The organism is Flavobacterium sp. ABG (assembly GCF_001027725.1).
Classification (GTDB): domain Bacteria; phylum Bacteroidota; class Bacteroidia; order Flavobacteriales; family Flavobacteriaceae; genus Flavobacterium; species Flavobacterium cupriresistens.
Genome location: NZ_LEKS01000020.1, coordinates 73,752 through 97,826, shown reverse-complemented (window position 1 = coordinate 97,826; position 24,075 = coordinate 73,752). Strand labels below are relative to the sequence as shown.

Sequence of the window (24,075 nt, the reverse complement as noted above, 5' to 3'; positions counted from 1 at the left end):
GGCTTAATTATTTTTAATCAAATCGACTTTTACCGAATTTATTTTTCCGTTAAACGCAAAAGGAGCTTTATCAAAATAGCGTAACGAAACCGGAGAACCCAAATCAGTACCCACATCAAAAGTTTCGTTGGCACTAAATGCTGCCGGAACCGTCATAGGTACTGTCCCACTGGCTGTTTCTATACCGTCAATTTTCATGGTAACTGTTGCCGGCGCTAATGGTTTTGCAAGGACGGTTGTAATTTCGATAGTATGTTTTCCTGCTTTTAATTTTTCTTTAGATTCCAAAGTTGTTCTTTGTATAAGCATCATGTTGTACTCATAAACCACTTTACCATTTTCCATAAAGCAGGTCAGTCCTCCTCCGGCTCCAGCTAAAGCGTACAATACTCCGTTTGCATTTTCCTGAATATCAATATCAACAAGTACTTTATTACTTTTTTTACCTAAACCCGGTGCGGCAAACTCAGGCATTCTGGTACTGGTTTGGCTAAAAGTCCAACTCGTATTGGGAGATGTAATTACATCTTCCGGATGCAAACGCAACCAGATTCCGGCACCAATCGGGAAGTCTTTATTACTACCCGCCTGATCTAAAAATACTTTTTCCATCTCTTGCACTTTCTTCGGATTTTTAGCTGCTAAATCGTTGTGCTGTGTATAATCTTTCGTCAAATCATACAATTCCCAAACATCTTTTTTAGAATCCCATTCTGCTAATCCTTTTTGTGCCGGAATCCATGGATAAAGTGGTCCAAAAGTACAGGCGTACCAACCGTCTTTATAAATACCGCGACTACCGTTGTTATCAAAAAACTGTGTTTTTGGAGCTGGTTTGGCTTTAGGATCATTAAAAGTATATTTCATACTGATTCCATCCAGAGGAATTTGGTCAAAACCATTTACCACTTTTGGAGGTGTAATACCAAGTACATCATACAATGTTGGCACTAAATCATTGACATGGTGAAATTGCGAACGAGGTGTTTTATCAGGTTTAATTCCTTTTGGCCAACTGATGATCAGCGGGTTTCGTGTTCCTCCGAAATGGGACGCTACCAATTTGGTATTTTTAAAAGGTGTATTTCCTGCCCAAGCCCATCCGGCATTGTACATATTATCAGTATGTGCGGTTCCTAATACATCCAGCCCGCCCAACTCTTTTAAAGTAGAAATTTGCTGTGCGATGGTATTCGGGATATTATTCTGAGCCAATAATTCGCTGATAGAGCCATTTTGACCTTCGGCACTACTACCATTATCTCCCCAGATATAAATAAAAATGGTATTTTCTTTTAAACCCATTTCATCAATCTTGTCATAAATACGGCCTACCTGGCTGTCACAGTGCTCTACAAAACCGGCGAAAATTTCCATCAAACGAGCCTGAAAAGGTCTTTCGCTTTCCGGAATACTCGCCCAGGAAGCCATTTTTTCATTTCTTTCTGTGAGTTGTGCGTCTTTTGGAATCCAACCCATCGCTTTCTGACGTTTAAAAACCCGTTCTCTGTAGGCATCCCAGCCATCATCGAATTTACCTTTGTATTTATCGGCCCATTCTTTAAAAATATGATGAGGTCCATGACCAGCACCGGGAGCAAAGTATAAAAAGAAAGGTTCGTCCTGTGCAAAAGCTTTACGGTCTTCTAACCATTCGATCGCATTATCAGCCAAATCAACTGACAAGTGATAATTTTCTTTGTGTGGAGGTTCGATTGGCGTAAAATCATTAATCAATCGGGGTTCATATTGAGAGGTTTCGCCACCCAAAAACCCATAAAAATGCTGAAAACCATAATTAACCGGCCAGTAATCAAAAGGTCCCATTTTAGAGGTTTGATTCGCCGGAGTATTGTGCCATTTTCCAAAGGCTGAGGTTCTGTACCCGTAATTTTTTAATACCTCGGCTATTGTTGCTGCTTCTTTTGGAATAATTCCGGTATAACCGTCCCAATCTACTGCACGTTCGGCGATTGTACCGTTTCCAACGCGGGTGTGATTACGACCTGTTAAAAGAGAAGCTCTTGTTGGCGAGCATATAGAGGTAGTATGAAATTCATTGTAGGCAATACCATTATTGTATACTTTTGATAAGGTCGGTGTGTTTACTTCTCCTCCAAAAGTAGACGGCAATCCAAAACCAACATCATCCATTAAAACAATTACAATATTGGGTGCATCTTTTGGTAAATGGCTTGGGTATTTTCTCCTTACGTGTTTGCTTTCTGCCAATGATTCTCCGGCTATACTTGCTGTAGGCGGTTCAGGAAATGGAAGAACACTGCCGTCAGAAGGTCTTACTTTAGGAGTTTGATTTTCCTGACAATGAACATTCAAACCAACAAAAACAAATGCAATGGAAAATAGTAATTTAATTTTCATATTCTATAATTTGGATTTTAGACCGATAAAAAATTTAAATCACTGACTTTTAAAAAAAGGGTTGTCTCCTTTCAAAAAATGACTGTGTTTTTTTTACGCCACTATTATCGTTAAAATTAAGTTATTTAACTTTTTTTTAGTTTTCATTTCTTTTTAAACAGGTTTCATTTTATAATATGAAACAAGAAAACAATACAAAGGGCCCGTATTTTTCCACATTTCTAAATAATGGTTCTACATTTTCGTCTTCTTTCTTCTTCTTAGCAGATAAAGCCCAAAAGCCCAATTCGGATTGAATTGAGCTTTTGGGCTTCTCTTTTTTTATATTTTTTTTAAAATGGCTATTCGTTAAGCCAAAAAATAATTTTACAAAATGCGTTTCAGTTATTATTTTTTAGAATCTATTTCCAGGGTTTAATCTTTTTTGTGTCTACTTTCCTCTCACTTGATAACTCTTATCTGCCCTGAAAAAATAAACCGGATTGCTCTTTTTCAATTCTTTATTTTTTGAAAGAAGATGTCCTTCAATTCAAAAATCGCAAGAACATTAAAACATAAGATGATTACATCCATAAAACAATTTTATACGTATATCTATTATCTCATAAACATAACATAACTATCATATTCCTTTACTATCAGAATTAGAGTTTATTGTAGATGTGATATTCTTGTTATTATGTAATGGAACTGTGGTTTCAAAAAACATACAGAAATGAAATTCATTGTCTCATTTGAAAATTTCTTTTAACCCCTTAAATATTAACAAATAGTGCAAAAAATTATGAAATGGTTTATTTACACTCTTTTAATTTCCGGATTTGGATTACTAACTTATGGTTTTATCTATCCAACTGAATACTTTTTGCATATTTATATTCACAACACCAGTTATATGATTAGTTATGTTTACTTTGCTTTGATTGTTCTAATTATAGGAAGTACCTTTTATATTGGAAAAATTAAAAACAAGCAGAACTAAACCACTCTGTATTAAAATTATAAAGTGTTTTTTTTGAAGTAAACCCTGTAAAAATAATTTCTACAGGGTCCCCAGTGTACTATTCACTTATAATACAACCTCAGCCTTGCATTTTTCCTCTTAAAAAAGAATAATTTTTTATCTCTTATAATAAGCCACAATACTTGCCTTTGCCAGTGTTTGATTCCAAAGATTAAAACCAACTATAGCAGGATTTGTATTTTCAGTAACGCCCAATTTATCTGTTTTTAAAGCATAAACGGTTAGTATATATTGATGAAATCCATGTCCTTCGGGTGGACATGCTCCTCCAAACCCTTTTATTCCATAATCGGTTATACTTTGAATGGCCTCTTTTGGTGCCAGATTAAGTTTTATATTCCCGGCATTGGCTACCAATTCATTTACGTTTGCAGGAATATCAAATACGATCCAATGCCAGAACCCACTTCCTGTAGGTGCATCAGGGTCGTACATCGTTATGGCAAAACTTTTTGTTCCTTCAGGAGCATTTTTCCAAAGTAATTGTGGCGATTGGTTACCACCGGAACAGCCAAATCCACTAAATTCTTGCTTTTTTGTAATTTCTCCTCCAAGGTCATTACTGGTTAGCGTAAATGTTTTTTGACCAAAAAGGGTAACGGAGAAAACTAATGACAGTACCAGAATCAAATTTGCTTTTTTCATTTTGTTGCGATTTATAATTTTAAGCAAATTTAGATCGCATAGCCGTTTAGAAATTATAGCATCCGGTTCAAAAACTGTTGCTAAAAGCTCAAATTTTCTGATGGTGTTTTGGTGTGACCCCGTATTTTGATTTGTAGGCCTGAATAAAGCTTGATAGATTCTCATAACCGACTTCAAAATATATTTCAGAAGAACTTCTTTGCTCCTGATTGAGCAAAGAATGTGCATATTCTAATCTTTTGTTTTGAAACCATTTACTGGGTGATTCGGAATACTGTTTTTCAAATTCCCTTTTAAAAGTAGAAATACTCATATCACATAAAAAAGCCAACTCGTTTAAAGTTAATTTACTCAACTGGTTGCTCTCTACAATACGAATAAATTTTTGTGCCGGAACACTATTGTTTAAAGTTAGTGACAGCAGAAAATCTATTCCGCGTGTTTCTATCAGGTACAACATAATTTCTTCAAACTTAACTTCTAATAATACCCGCTGCGTATTTTTTGAAAGCTTTGAAATATCCAATAAACTATTGACAAATCCTTTTATAAACGCATCATATTCAAAGGAAAAAACTGGTTTATAATCAGTCGGTTCAATGCTGTTTAGTTTAAATTTTCGTATAAATTTCAGCAAAACATCATTTGAAAAGAAAAGAAGTACACTTTTATAATTCTTGGTCTCAGAAAGTTTCTCTGTCATTAAACAATGACCAGACTTCATTATAAGAAACTTTGAATTAGTGATGGATAAAGACGAATTCTCCAAAACAATCTCTTTTGTGCCTTCTACTAAAAAGCTAAATATGTTCTGATTCAAAATGATCTGCTGCTTCGAAATTTCCTGCGTACTGTTGTAATCGAAAACTTGTACCGATTGTGAAGATTCAGCCAGAAGCTCATCAGGAATTCTAATTATGTCCATTCTATTTTTATGAAGTTTTATAAAAGGTAGTTACTTAAGCTGTTGGTCGTAATTCGAATAAATATGATTTACGGCGTCTGTTTGCTTATTTTTTCAATAGCCAAATTACAAAAAAAAGACCTTCTAAAAACACATTCGACAGCTACAAGCACTAAACTTTCGCTTTCGGGTAATCGCAAATTCGGGTAGCTAAAAAAAGTAGTTGTTCGTTTCTCTGATTTATTTACAATTTGAAAATACTGTTTTACAATAAGTTAACTTTAAAGCACCAAAAAGTTTTATACTTTTAGCCTATTAAATCCTGAATTTCAGGAAACAGCAAAAACAGAACATCAAAAGTGATGCTTCTTTTTATCTTGAAATTCAATTGTTGCAAATTAAAAAGTTCGCAGAAAGCGGAAATTATCGCATTTCAAACAACGTCAAATTTGGTTTAACATTGGTCTGCTTAAATCATCATTAAACAAAGCAGAACCGTTTTTAATTGAAGATTTCTCTTTTTTACGCCAGGACATTCTTTAAAATCCGATTATAAATACGCTTCTTTTTTTTCCAATTTTTAAATTATAAGTATGAAAAAAATTTATGAAACAGAGACTCGTTTTGCCGAAACAGGAGATCGAAAAATTGCGTATCGCTCCTACGGCAAAGGAAAAACAATACTTTTCATAAACCGTTTTAGAGGAACACTCGACACCTGGGATCCTTTATTTATAGCTGCAATGGCTAAAAAATTTAATGTAATCACTTTTGATTATTCCGGCATCGGCTCTTCAACAGGAACTATGGCTCCTGATATAGCACTTGTCGCCAAAGATGTAAAAGATCTGGCCGATGCGTTAAAATTGGGCACTATTATCGTTCTAGGATGGTCTTACGGTGGTTTGGTAGCGCAGGCTGCGACTTTATTATATCCAAATTTGGTTACCCATTCTATTTTACTTGGAACAAATCCTCCCGGTAAAAACAAAGTTCCTCTTGAACCAGCTTTTTTAGATGTGGCGCTAAAACCGCTAAATGATTTTGAGGATGAAATCATTTTATTCTTCGAACCAAAATCAGAAACCAGTCGTGCTGCTGCAAAAGTATCACATGACAGAATCCATAAAAAAATCGACATCGAAAAAATCCCTTCTACCATGGACGTCTTTCAGCTCTATTTTTCAGGAGGCGACAGTTTTCGGGAAGATATTTTAAACCTCAGAGAACAGCTTAAAAAAACCAAAACCCCGATTTTAGTTATTTCCGGAGATCATGATATTAGCTTTGCGGTAGAAAACTGGTATCCCTTTATCAATCAAATGATCAACTCGCAATTAATCGTCTACTCTGAAACCGGTCACGCCCCCCAGCATCAATATCCCGAACTGACGTCTAAATATATTATCAATTTCGTTAAATATACTTATTAGTTTTCAGTCGCAGTTTTCAGTCGCAACCTGAAACTTGAAACCTGAAACTTGAAACCTCAGACTAAAACCCCCAACTGTCAGGCTGAGCGAAGTCGAAGCCCTTTACAACTAACAAGCCTTCGACTCCGCTCAGGGTGACATAAATGCGCTCGAGAATGAAGACTGAACGCTAACAGAAAAAATAGTCTCAGTCGCAGTTTTCAGTCGAAACCTGAAACTTGAAACCTCAGACTAAAACTCCAAACTGTCAGGCTGAGCGAAGTCGAAGCCCTTTATAACTAGCAAGCCTTCGACTTCGCTCAGGGTGACATCAATGCGCCCGAGAATGAAGACTGTGAGAGGAAATAGTCGCAGTTTTCAGTCGCAACTTGAAACTTGAAACCTCAGACTAAAAGCCCAAAACTGTCAGGCTGAGCGAAGTCGAAGCCCTTTACAACTAACAAGCCTTCGACTCCGCTCAGGGTGACATTAATGCGACCGAGAATGAAAACTGAACACTGACAGAGAAAATAGTCTCAGTCTCAGTTTTCAGTCGCAACCTGAAACTTGAAACCTGAAACCTCAGACTAAAACCCCCAACTGTCAGGCTGAGCGAAATCGAAGCCCTTTACAACTAGCAAGCCTTCGACTCCGCTCAGGGTGACATCAATGCGCCCGAGAATGAAAACTGTGAGAGGAAATAGTCGCTGTTTTCAGTCGCAACTTGAAACTTGAAACTTGAAACCTGAAACTTAAAACCTGAAACCCAAGACTAAAACCTAAGACATCCTAAACTTAGCATCTTCCATTCTATGCCCTTTTTCCTCATCAGAAATGGCGTAGTTAAATCCGGATCTCAAGCTGTAACCTGCATGCTCCCCGTTTTTATTCAATGCAATAAATCCGACTTGCAGGTATTCCATGTCTTTATGGTTTTTATGTTTGTTGTAAATACGTTCTGTGATTTCTTTACACGCTTCCAAAGGAGATTTCCCCTGACGCATTAGTTCGACTACCATCGCGCTTCCGGCAGTTCGGATTACGGCTTCTCCAAGACCAGTTGCTGCCGCTGCTCCTACCTCGTTATCCAGAAAAAGACCTGCACCGATTATAGGGGAGTCGCCCACGCGACCGTGCATTTTCCAGGCTGCTCCGCTTGTGGTACATCCACCTGAGAGGTTTCCATCCTGATCTAACATTAACATACTAATGGTATCGTGATTTTCTATGTTTATAACCGGTTTGTATTTAGAATCTTCCAGCCATTTTTTCCAGTCTTTCTCCGCTTCGGGAGTTAATAGATTTTCTTCTTTAAAACCTTCAGACAAAGCAAACTGAAGTGCTCCCTGCCCTGCCAACATTACATGGGGCGTATTCTGCAATACTCGTTTTGCCACTGAAATAGGATGCATAATTCCTTGCAGGAAACAAACAGAGCCACAATTACTATGGTGATCCATAATACAGGCATCTAAAGTTACTTTTCCTTCCCGATCGGGGTATCCGCCATAACCAACACTTCGAACTTTCGGATCTGCTTCAGGAATTTTCATACCTGCTTCAATGGCATCCAAAGGAGGTTTTCCTGCTTTCAATTGTTTCCAGGTTTCTTCATTAGCAGGTAAACCGTGATTCCATGTCGAGATAATTACTGGTTTCTTCTGCTTTTTTATTGGAGTATCAATTTCTTCTTCTTTGTTTTTTGCAAATCCGTTATAGCCCAAAACCGAACTTATGGCAAGCGTTCCTAAAGTTGTTTTTTTTATAAAATCTCTTCTGTTTGACATCTGTTTCCTTCTTAATTCAAGTGGTTAATTTCAGTATTAAAAATAAAAGCAAAAGTTAAGTAAATTTATTTTACTGACGGACAAACAAAAACCAATATTTTCCAAAACAAAATTAGCTGCTTCTTTCCTGTGAAAATAATTTTGCAAAGAATCAGATGAAAAACATATGGAGTACAAAAAAAGAATACCTATAAGATGGTTTACGGTAACTAAAACAGTAAAAAATGAGGAATATAAAATCCCTCATTAAATAAAATGCTGTCCCATAAAAATTAGTCTAATATTCTTTAATTATAAATACTCTCCAACCTTACACCAGAGTAACAAGGAAAGGACTGGCACTTTCAAAGACAAAAGTTTCAGAATAAGTTCCCCCTTTTGAATCTTCAAATAAAACAGTAAATTTAATTTTAAAAGAGTACAGATGTCCTTTTTTAAGGTTTTCAGGTACCGTAATAGAGAACTTCGTACATTTTTTCCAATCTAATACGTCCGCATCTGCTGTGAAAGACGTGCCTCCTTCTCCGATAAAAGTACCGACTATTGAATAACCATCGGGGTCTACTATTACTTCTTGACTTGGAACTATTGCAGTAATAACTGTACCAATTGGTCCTTGAATTGGCGTGAAAGATGTTATTGGAACAATGCAATCATTTTTAACTTCTGACATAATGTATCTATTTTTAAATTAATAAAAATAAAGTTAAAAACAATCGTTTAAAAAGAAGGAATATTCTCTCTTTTCGATGGTCTAAAATTAATTACTGTAAATATTTAAACTCTAAACACTGTTTAATGAATGCCATAGATTTTGCTAAACTTTAATACCATTTAAATTCTTTTATCTTACAATAAATTATAATACCCTATAAAAAGCTGTGAAACTACTCCCATAATAAGCGCAAAACAGCATCGTTAACTATTTCATAACACTCACATTACCATCAGTTTATATTAGTTTTATTAATTTGAATAAAACTAATCGTTATGAAACTCTTTAATCTAAAATTTTTCGTCTCCTTTAAAGAATGGCTTTTCTTAAAAGCAATGCAATCTTCTTTCCTACATTAATAAACCCTCCCCTATAAAGGAAAGCAGCATTTAAATGAGTAAAACAGAAAACGCACTTTTAAATAAAGAACAATTTGGAGAGGATTTCCTGTGGGGTGTATCTACTGCCGCTTTTCAAATTGAAGGTGCTCATGATGCCGATGGCAAAGGGGCTTCGATTTGGGATGTTTTTACGTCGCAAAAAGGTAAAATAAAAAATGGCCATCACGCCTTATCGGCTTGTGATTTCTATACCCATTATAAAAACGACATTGCTTTAATTCGGGAACTGAATATTCCGAATTTTAGATTTTCGATCAGTTGGCCTCGCATTATGCCCAACGGAAGTCATCCTGTGAACCAATCCGGAATTGATTACTATAATAAAATCATTGATTTTTTACTGGAATGTAATATCGAACCTTGGGTTACTCTTTACCATTGGGATCTTCCTCATGCCTTAGAAGAAAAAGGCGGATGGACCAATCGCGAATCGGTTACCTGGTTTTCGGAATATACAGAAGTCTGCGTACACTATTTCGGAGACCGAGTAAAAAACTGGATGGTCATTAACGAACCCTCTGTTTTTACTGGTGCCGGGTATTTTCTTGGGATTCATGCTCCGGGAAGAAAAGGGTTGACCAATTATTTGAAAGCCATGCATCATGTAACGTTATCTACCGCTGCTGGTGCTAAAATAATACGAAACAGACTGCCTGAGGCTAATATAGGGACTACCTTTTCGTGTACCCATATCGAACCCGAAACGGACAAACCAAAAGATATTGAAGCCGCAAAACGAGTAGATACTTTACTAAACAGAACTTTTATAGAACCTATTTTAGGACTTGGCTATCCGAAAGAAGATTTAGCCGTTCTTAAAAAACTCAAAAGTTATATACTCGAAGATGATGTAAACAATATGTCTTTTGATTTTGATTTTATAGGTTTACAATGTTACACCAGAGAAGTAGTAAGGGCCTCTTTATTGATTCCTTATATTGGTGCTGAACTGGTAAGTGCCGAAAAAAGAAATGTAATCGCGACCGAAATGGGCTGGGAAGTCTACCCTCCTGCCCTATATCATATTATAAAAAGGTTTAACGCCTACAAAAACATCAAGAAAATCATTATTACCGAAAATGGTGCCGCTTTCCCGGATATTGTTAAAAACGGAAAAGTATATGACATCAAACGGACACATTATATTCAGGATCATTTAGAGCAATTACTTAAAGCCAAAAAAGACGGCTACAATGTCGATGGTTACTTTGTATGGAGCCTTACGGATAATTTTGAATGGGCAGAAGGATACAACGCCCGATTCGGATTGATCCATATTGATTTTGATACTCAAAAAAGAACCATCAAACAATCGGGAATGTGGTTCCGTGATTTTTTATCGAAAAACAACTAAAAAGCTTCTAGATTCTTGAGAACATTTTTGGTTTGTATCTCAAAAGTCGAGAATGAATTTTAAATAGTAACAAACTTTACTTTAAAGAAAACGTTCTCCTTTTTTGTCCTTTCAACGAAGGAGAAATCACTCAAGCTAAGGACGAACGGTTGTCGAATATTGGTTGTGATTTCTCATTCTTCGAAATGACAAATGTAGCGCGTTATTTTTTTAAACTTACACTTTTACTTGATTCCGTGTCATTTCGATGAAGGAGACTCGAGCGAAAGCGAATAGACGAAGTAAATCACACCAGGAATTCCGCGTAGTGAGCGACCAGTCTTTGTCGAATTACGAGTGTGTTTTCTCATACCTCAAATCACACAAATAATTTAAAAAAGAAAGGACGAGATTGTAGCGAATCGTTTCTCAAAAATCGATACTAAAAACAGTTCCCTTCCTTTTGATTCAGAGCCAAACCATTCTAAATTTTAGCTGTTTTAACTTTATAGGACGTATCATTTCCTCCTAATTCAAAAATATATCTTACAAAATTCAGCAATATTTGATTGCAAATTATTATATTTCAGTATTCTAAAAGGTATTCTTTATTATGAAAAATAATGTGCGACACGAACCTTATGAATTGGTTCTTACAGAATTAGTAGATCAATCGCAAAAAAGCGAACAAACCGATAGTTTTTTTGAACTTGTATATATTGTGAAGGGAAATGGATTACAACATTTTGCTGACCATACGTTTGCCTATCAACAAGGTCATTTGTTTCTTTTGACTCCTAAGGATTCGCATAGACTGGAGTTTGAAGAACCGACACAATTGTTTTCTATCCGATTTAATACGGTTTATTTGAACAGAACTTCGCAACAGGAAATCCTCAGACAAATAGAAGTGATTCTCAAAAATGCTTCACATGAGCCCGGTTGTGTATTAAAAAGCGACGATGATAAAAAGATTGTTCATCCGTTGATAGAGGCCATTATAAGAGAACATCAAACCAAAGGATTGTATCAAAAGGAGTTGCTTACACAATACATCAATACTTTGTTGGTTATCGTGGCCCGAAATGTTATGCTAAGTCTTCCGGAGAAAATAAACGATCAAAGTGATCAGAAAGTGATTCAGATTTTGCAATACGTTCAAGCCAATATTTACAATCCGGAAAAACTCAGAGGGGAGCATATCGGTACCAAATTTGGAATTTCTGAGAGTTATCTGGGACGTTTTTTTCGCAAGCATACCAATGAAACCTTGCAGCAATATCAAACTACTTATAAACTCAATTTAATTGAAAATCGTTTGTTACACACCCACATGCGCATCAATGAAATTGCAGATGAATTTGGGTTTACCGATAAAAGTCACTTGAACAATATGTTTAAAAAACACAGGGGATTTAGTCCGTCTGAATATCGTAAAATGTTTTATGGATTAGGGGGGCTTTAGGTTTAACCGCAAGGGGCGCAAAGAGATTACGCAAAGGGGCGCAAAGGTTTTTTTGCAGAGCTGTAATGCCCTTCGGCTTCGCTCAGGGTGACAGCTGTTTTTAAAGAATAGCCTTTAGAATAATAAAGTAATCGGTATAGTCTTTAATAACTTTCGAATTTGGAATTTGGAATTTCAAAAAATTGGAATTTTACACCTAACTCTTGTTTACATAAAATAAAAAAAGCCTTTCGGGAGTGCACTTCCGAAAGGCTTTTCTCTTCAAAAAACGCAATTATACCCCTAAATTTATCGAAATAGTCTTCAATAACCATAGATTTTGGAATTTGGAATTTCAAAAATTGGAATTTCATATCTAATCCCGAACAAACTCCTGATTCCTAAAGGCCTCTCGCGTTTACAATGTTTGGTGTAAAAAAGCTACAGCTTCTTTCCATGTATTTACCCGCAAATAGTTTTCTTTCTCTGTATTGTGGAATGAAGTAAACATAATTGGTTTGCCTGTAAATGAATCTAAATTCTTTGGATGGTCATCAATCATATAGTCTGTATTGATGATTCTTTTGCTTCCGCATAAAATGATGTTTTCCCAGCCAATAAAAGGAAAATGTTCTTTGAGCCATTCGAATTTTTCTCCGAGTGACACCGGAAATTCCATCGCTGCGGAAACGATAAAGATTTCAAAATTTTCCTGTAATAAACGCAAACTTTCGACTGCATCAGGCATTACCGGAATTGTTCGAAAGAAACCCTTAGAGTTCACAATACTGTGCAAATTTTCTTTAATCGGAAATGCTTTTTCCTCACTTAAACCCTGAATGCCTTCTCTTGAGATTTCTATCCCGTGTTTTTCCTTATAAAAGGTAATTAAATGGGTTTCGATATCGGCAATCACGCCATCCATATCAATTGCAATTGTTTTCTTATTCATATTTTTTAAGTTTTTATTGCAACAAAACTATGCAAAAGTTGCAACATATTGCAATAATTAACTTATTTTTGCAATATAAATTTGCAAAACAAATGAAAAAAGAGGAGCGTCAGAAAATAATTTTAGACTATTTGTCTAAAGAACATCGTGTAACTTCAATAGAGTTGAGTGAGTTTCTGAGTGTTTCAGAAGACACTATCAGACGCGACTTAAAAGAACTCTCGGATCAAGGGCTTCTAAAAGCGGTTCGTGGAGGTGCTGTTGCTCCTTCTCCAATTCCGCTGCATTATCGAAAAAGAGAAAAACACGATCTTGAAAACAAAAAAATTATTGCCGAAAAAGCGATCTCCTATCTTAAAGACGGGCAAGTTGTGTTTATTGATGGTGGAACTACCTCGTTGGCTTTAGTGGCGAGTTTTCCTTATGATTTGAAATTAACGGTCGTTACTAACAGTTTTCCCGTAGCAGTGTTGGTTGAGGATTTACCTAATATTGAATTAATCTTTGCCGGAGGAAAAATGTGTAAAATCTCTTTTGCAACGGCCAGTATTGAAACGATAGATTTCTTTAGAAATTTCAGGGCAGATATTTGCATTTTGGGAATCTGCAGTATCCATCATGAACGCGGTATTACAGGAGTTTTTTATGAAGATTCTCTAATTAAACAGAATATGATTCAAAACTCTAATTTTGTAATAGGCATAAGTTCCGTTGAAAAAGTAGAAACCGCCGAATCTTATTTCGTCTGTCCGATTAAAGACATTGATGTACTGGTTACCAATATTTCTCCAGAGGATGAGATTTTTAAAGTGTACAAAAATGCCGGTATCACGATTCTTTAATCTTTAAAATAAAAAACCTTCCGAAAGTGAACTCCGGAAGGTTTGTTTTTGCAATTAAAAAAATCTCTTCTTTATTAATTTTTAGCCTGAGTCATTTTTGCCATGACTTCATCTAAATTAAAACTTGCCGGTTTTTGTCTTGGCGGAAATTCTTTAAAAGATTGCAGCCAATTTGCCACTAAAGCAGTAGATCCGTAATTTAAATAAACATGGTGTACAAGCCAGTTATCATACAGCAACGATTTGTCTCCACGTTCAAATGGATCGATATACATGTCAAATATGTTAGGCAGTCTTAATTTCTCGAACTCTTTTCTCCAGATATCCAATCCTTCATTATTTTGTTCTATAAAAACCGTTTTCCATCTTCCGTAACGAATGGCAAAAACATCACCATCATCACTCCAATAGATAAATTCTTTACGCGGTGATTCTTTTACTTCTCCTTTAAAAAACGGAATCAGATTATATCCGTCAAGATGTACTTTAAAGCTCTTTTTACCTACTTTGTATCCTTTAAGACACTTCTGCACTACATCCGGTTCGCCGGCAGCAGCAACCACTGTTGGCAATATATCTTCATGTGCAAACATGTCTGTAGTATAAATTGTGCCGGGTTTGATTACACCAGGCCAGCGAATTACAGTCGGTACGCGATACCCACCTTCCCAGTTGGTTGCTTTTTCTCCTCGAAATGGAGTGCTTCCTCCATCTGGCCATGTCATTAATTCGGTACCATTATCGGTTGTGTAAATGACAATAGTATTTTCTGAAATGCCAAGATCATCCAGTTTTTTTAGCAATTTACCGATATCATCATCATGCTCTGTCATACCATCTGCTTGTAAACCAAGACCTGTTTTACCCTCATATTCCTTACTAAGATGGGTAAAAATATGCATCCTGGTCGAATTGAAATAACAAAAGAATGGTTTGTCGGCCTTAACTTGTTTGTCCATAAAATCCATTGCTGCATTGGTAAATTCAGTGTCTACAGTTCTCATTCTTTCAATGGTAAGAGCTCCTGTATCTTCTATTTTCTGCGTTCCGTCTGCATTCGCCCAAGTATGCATTACACCACGTGGCTCGAAGGCTTTTTTGAATTCGGGATTCTTTGGATAATCGGGACTTTCTGGCTCTTCTTCAGCATTAAGATGATAGAGATTACCGAAAAACTCATCAAATCCATGCATTGTTGGTAAGAATTCGTCTTTGTCTCCAAGATGGTTTTTACCAAATTGCCCGGTTGCATATCCCTGTCCTTTTAACAATTCTGCGATGGTAGGGTCCTCGGGTTTCAGCCCCACATCTGCACCGGGAATTCCAACTTTTGTAAGTCCGGTCCGGATGGGTGATTGCCCTGTTATAAAGGCCGCACGACCGGCAGTACAACTTTGCTGTGCATACCAGGTCATAAATAAGGCTCCTTCACTCGCAATGCGATCGATATTAGGTGTTTTAAACCCCATAAGGCCTCGATTATAGCAACTTGGGTTAAACCAACCGATGTCGTCACCCATAATCACTAAAACGTTCATTTTTTTATTCTTTTGTGCTTGCAATCCTGTTAGAAAAAAACACATAAAAGCAATAAAAACCATGCTTTTAAATTTGATAAATTTTTTCATAATTAAATCATTTTGGTTTTTAATTTGTTCATACTCAAAAAATATACAAGCTAAACCCCAATGGGTACAGGGAATAGTGTTTTTACAAATAAAACTCAAGTGCTTAAAAGAAAATTTAAAAAACCTGCAAAGCTGGTTTATGAGGCCTATAGAGAAAAGGGGCATGCTCAAAAGGGAATTGGCTTAAGAAAAAAAAACAAGCTAATGTACTAATTTTCAACACAATAAACAATAATCAAATCGTACCTTGAATTTGAAAAAATCAGGAATGCAACTTTAGGACTAAAAGCCAGCAAAAAAATACGAATCAAAACAGTCCTAAAAAACAGGAACAACTTACTAAAAACAAATTTCTTTAAAATAAAAAACCTTCCTCGAGCGAACTCTTGGAAGGTTTTTGTCTACAATTCAAAAACACTCTTTATTTCCAACCTCCACCTAAATCCTTGTAAACATGGACTGCGGCATTTAATTGGTCCTTTTTAGTTTCTATCAATTCTAATTTAGATTCTAAAGCATCTCTTTGTGTCATCAGAACTTCAAAATAATCTACTCTGGCAGATTTAAATAAGTCATTTGAAACATCGATAGAAGTATTTAAAGCCGCTACTTGTTTTGATTTTAAGTCGTAGCTTTTTTCTAAATTATTAATTTTTGAAAGTTCATTCGAAACTTCAATATAAGCATTCAAAACCGTACGATCGTAATTGTACAACGCCTGAAGTTGTCTTGCATTGGCGTTGCTGAACTCTGCTTTTATAGCATTTCTATTGATCAATGGTGCGGCAAGATCTCCTGCTAAGGAATACAATAGCGATTCCGGAAACGTTAGCAAATAGGATGGATTGAAAGCATTTACACCTATCGCCGCCGAAATATCAAGAGACGGATAAAATTCGGCACGAGCTACTTTTACATCCAGTTTTGCAGCTGTAAGCTCCATTTCTGCTTGTTTAATGTCAGGACGATTCTGCAATAATTGAGACGGAATTCCGGAACTAACTGTTGATGGCAACAAACTTAAAAAGTTGTTTCTATCTCGCTTAATTTCCTGTGGATATTGACCCACCAAAAAGTTAATCCTGTTTTCCGTCTCTTTTATTTGCTGAAGAATAACAAACTCTTTGCTTTTAGAATCCATCACCTCTGCCTGAAATTTCTGAACGCCTAATTCAGTTGCTCTGGCTGCTTGTTTTTGGATTTTTACAATTTCTAACGCGTTCGATTGCAATTCTATATTTTGTTTTACAATATCCAACTGACTGTCAAGCGCTAATAATTCATAATACGAACTGGCGATCTCTGCAATCAGATTGGTAACTACGAAGTTTTTTCCTTCAATGGTTGACAAATATCGGCTCACTGCTGCTTTCTTAGAATTTCGCAATTTTTTCCAGATATCTACTTCCCAATTCGCATAAGCTGCAACTACAAAATCACCTAACGGATCCGGAGTTTCTTTACCCGGTTTGATTTCTGTAGTGGCATCACCGGCTCCCTGACTTGTATACCTTCCTACTTTCTCTACTCCTGCACCTGCTCTCAAACCAACAGTTGGTAGATACGCTCCTTTTTTAATACGAACATCATTTTTCGCAATCTCTATTTCCTGCAAAGTGATCATTAATTCCTGATTGTTTTTCAGTGCCGTATCAATCAACTGTACCAGATTTTGATCTTTAAAGAAATCACGCCACGGAATAGTAGCGGTATTAATTGTATCCTTACTGTTAGTGTACGCCTCAGGAACAATCTTTTTATTTGAAGTTTCGGCTGTGGCCTGTGGTGCCTTGCAGCTAACTGCTGCAAGACAAAGACCTAACACAATACTATATTGCAACTTAAATTTATACATGATTATTGTCAATTTCTTCTGTTAATGGATTCTCTTCTTCATGTTTTACCAATTTGTGTTTCTCTGAGATTTTGGCAAAAATGTAATACAATCCCGGAATAATAAATACCCCACAAATAGTTCCTATAAGCATACCTCCTGCAGCCGCAGTACCAATAGTTCTGTTACCAATTTTACCCGGACCAGTAGCAAAAGCAAGCGGTAATAATCCTGCGATAAAAGCAAATGAAGTCATTAAAATAGGACGGAACCTTGCTTTTGATCCTTCCATAGCCGACTCAAAAACTGATTTTCCTGCAGCATGTCTTTGGATTGCAAACTCTACAATCAATACGGCATTTTTACCCAGTAAACCAATAAGCATTACCATCGCAACCTGCGCATAAATATTGTTCTCTAATCCTGTTAATTTTAATAAAAGGAAAGCTCCGAAAATACCTGCCGGTAAAGAGAAAATTACGGATAACGGAAGAATGAAACTTTCGTATTGCGCTGCCAAAACCAGGTATACAAACCCTAAACAAATCAAGAATACCCAAATGGCCTGATTCCCTTGTGCCACCTCATCGGCAGAAATACCTGCCCAGTCAATGTCATATCCTCTTGGTAGTTTTTTGGCGGCAACTTCCTGAATTACTTTAATGGCAGTACCGGAACTATATCCCGGAGCTGCTCCACCACTAATTTCTGTAGAAGTATACATATTGTGTCTCGTAATTTCCGAAAGACCGTATACTTTTTCTAATTTCATGAAGGCAGAAAACGGCACCATTTCGTCGCGGTTATTCTTCACATACAGTTTTAAAATGTCGTCCGGTTGTGCACGGTATTCCGGCGCTGCCTGAACGATTACTTTATAATTAATTCCGTATTTAATAAAACTGATTTCATAATTACTTCCCACAAGAGTAGACAAGGTATTCATCGCATTTTCGATAGAAACTCCTTTTTGTTGTGCCAAATCATTGTCCACTTTCATCATATACTGAGGAAAACTGGCACTAAAGAAACTAAATACGTTAGTTAACTCGGGACGTTTGTTTAATTCTTCTACAAACTCTTTATTAACCGCTTCCAGTTTTTTGAAATCACTGGTACCAGTTTTATCCAATAAACGAAGTTCAAATCCTCCTGCTGCTCCATATCCCGGTACGGCTGGCGGTTGGAAAAATTCAATATTAGCACCCGGGATATCTTTTGATCTTTCTTCAAGCTCCATCATAATTTCCTGAACCGATTCTTTACGATCGTTCCAGTCTTTCAGGTTGATCAAACAAGTTCCTGCATTCGATCCTGTACCCTCTGTCAAAATTTCATAACCAGCCAATGAAGAAACTGATTTTACACCGTCTATTTTTTCGGCTTCTTTCTGTAATTCCTCTGCAATATGATTGGTTCTTTCTAATGAAGATCCCGGTGGTGTCTGAATAATTGCATAAAACATTCCCTGATCCTCATTTGGAATAAATCCAGAAGGAACAGTACTGCTCACCAACCATGTTCCGGCACAAAAACCAAGAAGTACCACTATAGTAACTACTTTTCTGTCTACAATTTTGGCTAATACATTTTGGTATTTACCCTGCGCCAGATTAAACTTATTATTGAAACCATCTATAAACCTGTTTACCGGCGTTTTCTTTTTAGGCTTACCATGATTGTTTTTTAACATCATTGCACAAAGTGCCGGTGTCAAAGTCAAAGCCACAATACCCGAAAGAATAATAGCGGTAGCCATTGTAATCGAAAACTGTCTGTAAAATACCCCAACCGGACCAGACATAAAGGCAACAGGAATAAATACGGCAGCCATCAGGAACGTAATCGCGATAATAGCGCCAGCGATCTCATGCATCGCTTTTTTAGTCGCTTTAAAGGCTGAAAGATGTTCTTCTTCCATCTTGGCGTGAACGGCTTCAATAACCACAATCGCATCATCGACGACGACCCCAATTGCCAAAACCAAAGCGAATAACGTAATCAAATTCAATGAAATATCAAAAAATTGCATGAACACAAAAGTTCCAACCAACGAAACCGGTACGGCAATTGCCGGAATAACAGTAGAACGCCAGTCTCCTAAGAAAAGGAATACCACTAATCCTACCAGAATAAAAGCTTCGATCAAAGTGTGAATTACTTTTTCGATAGAAGCATCAAGGAATTTAGAAACGTCATACGAGATTTCATACTCCATTCCTTTTGGAAACTTTTGCTTAATTTTTTCCAGCTTGGCTTTTACATCTTCAATAACCTGATTGGCATTACTTCCGAAAGATTGTTTTAGTACAATTGCGGCAGAAGGTCTTCCATTCAAATTCGAATAAATATCATACATTGAACTTCCAAATTCTACTTTTGCAATATCTTTCAAACGCAAAAGTTCCCCATTGCTATTCGATCGTACTACAATATTCTCGTATTGCTCTTTGTTTGTAAAACGTCCGGAATATTTCAATACATATTCAAATGCCTGAGAACGTTTACCTGAACTTTCTCCTGTTTTACCGGGCGAAGCTTCCAAACTCTGACTTGATAATGCTTCCATTACCTCATCGGCAGAAATTTTATACGCCAACATTCTATCGGGTTTTAGCCAGATACGCATGGCATATTCACGAGTTCCTAAAATATCTCCTGATCCAACACCGTTAACCCTTTTCAATTCTGACAATACATTGATATCGGCATAATTGTATAGAAACTTCATGTCGGTATTTTTATCCGTGCTGTAAAGATTCACATACATCAACATACTCGGAACTTCACGGGTAATCTTTACTCCCTCTCTTACTACTAACGGAGGTAGTTTATTTGTTACTGAAGCGACACGGTTTTGAACGTTAATGGCAGCTTGATTTGGGTCTGTACCTAAATTAAAAACCACTTGTATACTCGCCTCACCATCGTTACCGGCATCAGAAGTCATATATTTCATTCCCGGTACACCATTTAGGGCTCTTTCTAAAGGAATAACAACCGATTTGATCATCAACTCTCCGTTAGATCCAGGGTAATCTGCTGTAACGTTTACCATTGGAGGAGAAATCGAAGGGAATTGGGTAATCGGTAAATTTAGTACCGACAATACCCCTAAAAAGACAATGATCAGCGATATTACGATCGACAGTACAGGTCTTTGAATAAATTTATTAAACATTTTTGTATTTTTTTAATGATTAAACCAATCAGACCTATTCTGCTTTAACGCGTAAATGATTCATGACTTTCGCGGGAGCTTGGAATTCATATTGAATTTTATCATTCTCTTTTACTTTCTGAACGCCTTCCAGTAAAATTTTATCATTTTCAGCAAGTCCGCTGCTTACCACATACAAATCAGGAATTTCACCTGTAATGGTGATTTCTTTTGAACTTACTTTATTGCTTTTATCTACCACAAAAACATATTTTTTATCCTGAATTTCATAGGTTGCTTTTTGTGGAATCACAATCGCATTTTTAAGAGGTACAAGCATTTGAACTTGTCCTGTCTCCCCGTTTCTAAGTAATTTTCCGGTATTAGGGAATCTCGCTCTAAAGGCAATATTTCCTGTTTCGTTATTAAATTCACTTTCGATCAGTTCAACGTTCCCTTTGTATTTAAACGTTTCCCCATTAGCCAAAACCAAACCAACTTTAGCGTCGCCACGATCTTTAATATTCGTTTGATATTGAAGATATTCGGGTTCAGAAACATTAAAATAAGCAAACATCTGACTGTTGTCTGAAAGGCTTGTTAATAATTCACCTTCGTCAATAAGGCTTCCTAATTTTAATGGAATCCTGTCAATGGTTCCGTCAAACGGAGCTCTGATTTCGGTAAAAGACAAATGAAGTTTTGCAAGGGCCACTTCTGCTTTTGCTGCCTGAAGTTTAGACATGGCAACAGCTTGTTCGTTTCTGGAAACGATGTTTTTATCTGCTAATGTTTTGGTATTCTGTAATTCTATTTCGGCAGCTTTTTGTTCAGCCTGCGCTTTAAGTAATTCAGCTTCATACATTTTAGGCATGATTCTGAATAAAATTTGGCCTGCTTTTACAAACTGACCTTCGTCTACGTAGATGTTTTGGAGGAAACCTTTTTCTTGAGCACGTATTTCGATGTTTCGAACCGATTTAATCTGCGAAACATACTGTTTAGTAAATGAAGTATCAATTTTTACAGGATTTGTAACTGTAAACTTTTCAACTTCTTCTTTTTCTTCTTTTTTTGATGTACAACTTGTAAGGCACAACAAGGCAACTAAGCCTGTTAACACGACAATTCTTTTCATGAGTATAATAAATGGAAATTAAGCGATTGAATGCTGGGAACAGGAATTCCCCAGGTCTGAAAATAAAATCAGTCGCCAGAATATAACGTGAAACAGTAGAATGAAAAAGTATCTTAAAAATACAATTCGCACTTATGCAGGATCACACTATGGCAACCGATGTATAAGTCGAATCAAATTCTTAAAACTCTCTGAGTAATATAAATAGGATTTGGCTGGCCGCAAGATGGGCCTAAAATTTCAAAACGACTATAAGAATTTACAACAATTTGACGAGGAAATGTCAAATACAAATCTGCTATTAAGCTATGATTGGTTGTAAAAAATTTATTTGTAAGTCCATTCTTAAGCGTATCATTCCCGAGACATTCTTCGTCAAGATCAACATCTGCATCTTCAATTATTGAGCTGCCCTGATCCTGATTGGTGAATTTTACGCGGTGTCTTTTCTCAAGATTGTGGTGAGAATTTAGATGTGTTTCAGCATTAAGATATTGCCCTCCGCCCAGCAGAAGGAAATTCATGAATACTAAAAATACTACTAACTTTCTCATTTGAGTGCGAATGTAATAAAAGATTGGAATAAAAAAAATAAAATAAGAAAGTCTTAACAAGTGTTGACAAACGAAAACGTTTTCATTTCATTATTTATTTTTTTTACAAATAAAAATCGCTATGACCCGTAGAAAAGAATCTAAACAAAACTAATAATCAACTTGTTGCGTATTTATTTCTGACCTATAGATTCATCATTTACTTAGTCCAAAAAGGGTTATTTCTCTTAAAAAAAGAATCCTGTAAGCTAATGTAAAAAAAGTATAATGAAGTTTTATATTTTGAAATTATTGCTCGCAAAGACGCGAAGTCGCAAAGTTTTTTTTCTAGTTTTGTCCCTTTGAGCCTTTGTACCTTTGAACCTAAAAAACAACTTCCATTATTACAAACTCCTGACCTGCCTTACTAAAACTTTTAAGAGTATCTCTCATTCCAAATTTTTCGTAGAATGCTTTTTTATGACTTCGGGCGTTGCACCACACCTTTGTAAGTCCTCTTTCTTTGGCCAGTTTCAGGATATAATTTAACAACTCAGAAGCGATTCCTTTTCCTTGATATTCTTCGAGTGTGGCTAATTTTCGAAACTGCATTTCATCATGGGAAATAAAACAGGAAACAATCGAAACTAACTTTTCTTCTGTAAAAACTCCAAAATGCAAACCTAAATCATCCTCTGCCAGTTGTACAAATTCAAAAGGCTCGTTTGGCCACATTACTTCATGGCGAATCTCCCAGGTTTGTGATGCTTTTATTTCTCTAATTTCCATAGTATACTTGTTTTATTCCATGCTTTCAAATGTAGCGCATTTTATAATATCCATTCCAAAATGACAAACCACTTTGTAGCACTATCCCACTCAGGTATAGCCTCAAAATAATTCAAATTTATCATTCAATTCTGGTTAATAATATTTAATTTTATCAGATATAAATCGAATAACTTCAATTATGAAAAACTTCATTTTAGCATTGTTATTATGTATAAGTGTAAATGGTTTTGCACAATTAATACAATTTGGGCCTCAATTTTCTACTAATATAACTTCTGCCGTTACAGACGATTTTAGTTCAAAAAGTTCCGGAAGCGGGATTGGTGTGGCAGGATTTGCGAGAGTAAATTTATTACTTTTTTATGGTCAGGCCGAATTTGGATATACCCAATCAAAATTTAGTGTTTCTCAAAGCGGAATTGGTGAAACGGAATATGAAGTAGCCGGAACCGATGCTACCTTGATTGCCGGATTTAAAGTTGTCCCTTTAGGAAAACTGGGAAATATTAGACTATTTGTCGGTTACAATTGGAAAAATTACTCCAGTATAGATGCCAGCAACAATTTAAACTACATTCCTTTTGAACGCAATAACGGTAGTGTTCTTGGTGGCGTTGGAGTTGATTTATGGAAATTTACACTGGACTACAGGTATCTGGCCGGTCTTACAGATCTGGATGCTTCTAACAGAGAATTAAAAACAGGAATTTCAAATATTTCATTAGGGTATAAATTTCTATAATCCGTTTGAAAACATACTAAGAACCTCCATCGCTTTTTCTGCTTCTTTTTTGTTGACAAAGATATGGTCGTGATAAAATGCCGCAACGACATTACAACTAATGCCTTTTTGAGAAAGGGCATTAGAAAATGCGGCCGTTAACCCTATCGCTTCCAATGACGAATGGACAGAAAGTGTGATCCAGGACATAATAACGGAATACTCCAACTTTAGTTCATCTGCTTTTTCTTTTTTCAGAATTAATGTAATGGCCTCCTTTTCCCTGAATAACATTTCAATATCATTCAAATTTAGGGTGTCTAATGTTTCAATTTTACAAAAAACAAATTCACCTTCATTAAGTTCGGGTTTCATGCTTTTTAATAGCTTCTGTAAATCTTTTTCTCCGGACATATTGAATTTTTATT

Annotated in this window: 19 protein-coding genes; 6 read left to right on the top strand and 13 right to left on the bottom strand. The window is 36.2% G+C overall.

Features of this window, described 5'->3' with window-relative positions; translation table 11 throughout:
- Positions 1 to 3 precede the first annotated feature (3 nt).
- On the bottom strand, positions 4 to 2,382 hold the full coding sequence (locus AB674_RS18055; RefSeq protein WP_053004320.1) for an arylsulfatase: 2,379 nt from the start codon (positions 2,380 to 2,382) through the stop codon (positions 4 to 6).
- 784 nt (positions 2,383 to 3,166) lie between these two features.
- On the opposite strand from AB674_RS18055, the gene AB674_RS18050 reads away from it, so the two are divergent.
- Positions 3,167 to 3,364: a hypothetical protein gene (locus AB674_RS18050; RefSeq protein WP_047778671.1), complete on the top strand. Its 198-nt coding sequence runs from the start codon at positions 3,167 to 3,169 to the stop codon at positions 3,362 to 3,364.
- Positions 3,365 to 3,502: 138 nt separating this feature from the next.
- Here AB674_RS18050 and AB674_RS18045 read toward each other — a convergent pair whose 3' ends face one another.
- Positions 3,503 to 4,051, bottom strand: a complete 549-nt coding sequence (locus AB674_RS18045) for a YbhB/YbcL family Raf kinase inhibitor-like protein (protein ID WP_047778670.1) — start codon at positions 4,049 to 4,051, stop codon at positions 3,503 to 3,505.
- Between the two features lie 88 nt (positions 4,052 to 4,139).
- On the bottom strand, positions 4,140 to 4,976 hold the full coding sequence (locus AB674_RS18040; RefSeq protein WP_047778669.1) for a helix-turn-helix domain-containing protein: 837 nt from the start codon (positions 4,974 to 4,976) through the stop codon (positions 4,140 to 4,142).
- A gap of 572 nt (positions 4,977 to 5,548) precedes the next feature.
- Between AB674_RS18040 and AB674_RS18035 the strand changes: the two genes are divergently transcribed.
- On the top strand, positions 5,549 to 6,388 hold the full coding sequence (locus tag AB674_RS18035; RefSeq protein ID WP_053004319.1) for an alpha/beta fold hydrolase: 840 nt from the start codon (positions 5,549 to 5,551) through the stop codon (positions 6,386 to 6,388).
- 758 nt (positions 6,389 to 7,146) lie between these two features.
- Here the strand turns inward: AB674_RS18035 and AB674_RS18030 are convergent.
- A complete protein-coding gene (locus AB674_RS18030) occupies positions 7,147 to 8,154 on the bottom strand; it encodes an isoaspartyl peptidase/L-asparaginase family protein (protein ID WP_047778667.1) in 1,008 nt (335 codons plus the stop codon).
- Between the two features lie 310 nt (positions 8,155 to 8,464).
- On the bottom strand, positions 8,465 to 8,827 hold the full coding sequence (locus AB674_RS18025) for a hypothetical protein (RefSeq protein ID WP_047778666.1): 363 nt from the start codon (positions 8,825 to 8,827) through the stop codon (positions 8,465 to 8,467).
- A 435-nt stretch (positions 8,828 to 9,262) separates the two neighbouring features.
- On the opposite strand from AB674_RS18025, the gene AB674_RS18020 reads away from it, so the two are divergent.
- Together AB674_RS18020 and AB674_RS18015 are read left to right on the top strand one after the other, a co-directional pair.
- Entirely contained in the window at positions 9,263 to 10,624 is a 1,362-nt protein-coding gene (locus AB674_RS18020) for a GH1 family beta-glucosidase (protein WP_047778665.1), read from the top strand.
- Positions 10,625 to 11,216: 592 nt separating this feature from the next.
- Positions 11,217 to 12,068 carry an AraC family transcriptional regulator gene (locus AB674_RS18015; RefSeq protein WP_047778664.1) on the top strand — a complete coding sequence of 284 codons (852 nt, stop codon included), beginning with the start codon at positions 11,217 to 11,219 and terminating at the stop codon, positions 12,066 to 12,068.
- Between the two features lie 397 nt (positions 12,069 to 12,465).
- Here AB674_RS18015 and AB674_RS18005 read toward each other — a convergent pair whose 3' ends face one another.
- Positions 12,466 to 12,999 (bottom strand): 5' nucleotidase, NT5C type, encoded by a 534-nt coding sequence (locus tag AB674_RS18005; protein ID WP_047778662.1) that lies wholly within the window; start codon positions 12,997 to 12,999, stop codon positions 12,466 to 12,468.
- A gap of 92 nt (positions 13,000 to 13,091) precedes the next feature.
- Between AB674_RS18005 and AB674_RS18000 the strand changes: the two genes are divergently transcribed.
- On the top strand, positions 13,092 to 13,841 hold the full coding sequence (locus tag AB674_RS18000; RefSeq protein WP_047778737.1) for a DeoR/GlpR family DNA-binding transcription regulator: 750 nt from the start codon (positions 13,092 to 13,094) through the stop codon (positions 13,839 to 13,841).
- A 74-nt stretch (positions 13,842 to 13,915) separates the two neighbouring features.
- Here AB674_RS18000 and AB674_RS17995 read toward each other — a convergent pair whose 3' ends face one another.
- The 6 genes from AB674_RS17995 to AB674_RS17970 form a co-directional block, all read right to left on the bottom strand.
- A complete protein-coding gene (locus tag AB674_RS17995) occupies positions 13,916 to 15,469 on the bottom strand; it encodes an arylsulfatase (RefSeq protein ID WP_082210671.1) in 1,554 nt (517 codons plus the stop codon).
- 421 nt (positions 15,470 to 15,890) lie between these two features.
- Positions 15,891 to 17,324 (bottom strand): TolC family protein, encoded by a 1,434-nt coding sequence (locus tag AB674_RS17990; RefSeq protein WP_047778661.1) that lies wholly within the window; start codon positions 17,322 to 17,324, stop codon positions 15,891 to 15,893.
- Entirely contained in the window at positions 17,317 to 20,484 is a 3,168-nt protein-coding gene (locus tag AB674_RS17985; protein WP_047778660.1) for an efflux RND transporter permease subunit, read from the bottom strand. Before AB674_RS17985 ends, AB674_RS17990 begins: the two co-directional genes overlap by 8 nt.
- 34 nt (positions 20,485 to 20,518) lie before the next feature.
- Positions 20,519 to 21,601: an efflux RND transporter periplasmic adaptor subunit gene (locus AB674_RS17980; RefSeq protein ID WP_047778659.1), complete on the bottom strand. Its 1,083-nt coding sequence runs from the start codon at positions 21,599 to 21,601 to the stop codon at positions 20,519 to 20,521.
- Positions 21,602 to 21,774: 173 nt separating this feature from the next.
- The gene (locus AB674_RS17975; protein WP_047778658.1) at positions 21,775 to 22,155 is read right to left on the bottom strand and encodes a hypothetical protein; all 381 of its coding nucleotides are present in this window, start codon (positions 22,153 to 22,155) and stop codon (positions 21,775 to 21,777) included.
- A gap of 363 nt (positions 22,156 to 22,518) precedes the next feature.
- A complete protein-coding gene (locus tag AB674_RS17970) occupies positions 22,519 to 22,923 on the bottom strand; it encodes a GNAT family N-acetyltransferase (protein WP_047778657.1) in 405 nt (134 codons plus the stop codon).
- Positions 22,924 to 23,104: 181 nt separating this feature from the next.
- Here AB674_RS17970 and AB674_RS17965 point away from each other — a divergent pair, with 181 nt between their 5' ends.
- Complete coding sequence (locus AB674_RS17965; RefSeq protein WP_047778656.1) at positions 23,105 to 23,668, top strand: outer membrane beta-barrel protein; 564 nt, start codon at positions 23,105 to 23,107, stop codon at positions 23,666 to 23,668.
- Here AB674_RS17965 and AB674_RS17960 read toward each other — a convergent pair.
- Positions 23,663 to 24,061, bottom strand: coding sequence for an ACT domain-containing protein (locus AB674_RS17960; RefSeq protein ID WP_047778655.1), 399 nt, complete (start codon positions 24,059 to 24,061; stop codon positions 23,663 to 23,665). The genes AB674_RS17965 and AB674_RS17960 overlap by 6 nt on opposite strands.
- Positions 24,062 to 24,075: the final 14 nt, after the last annotated feature.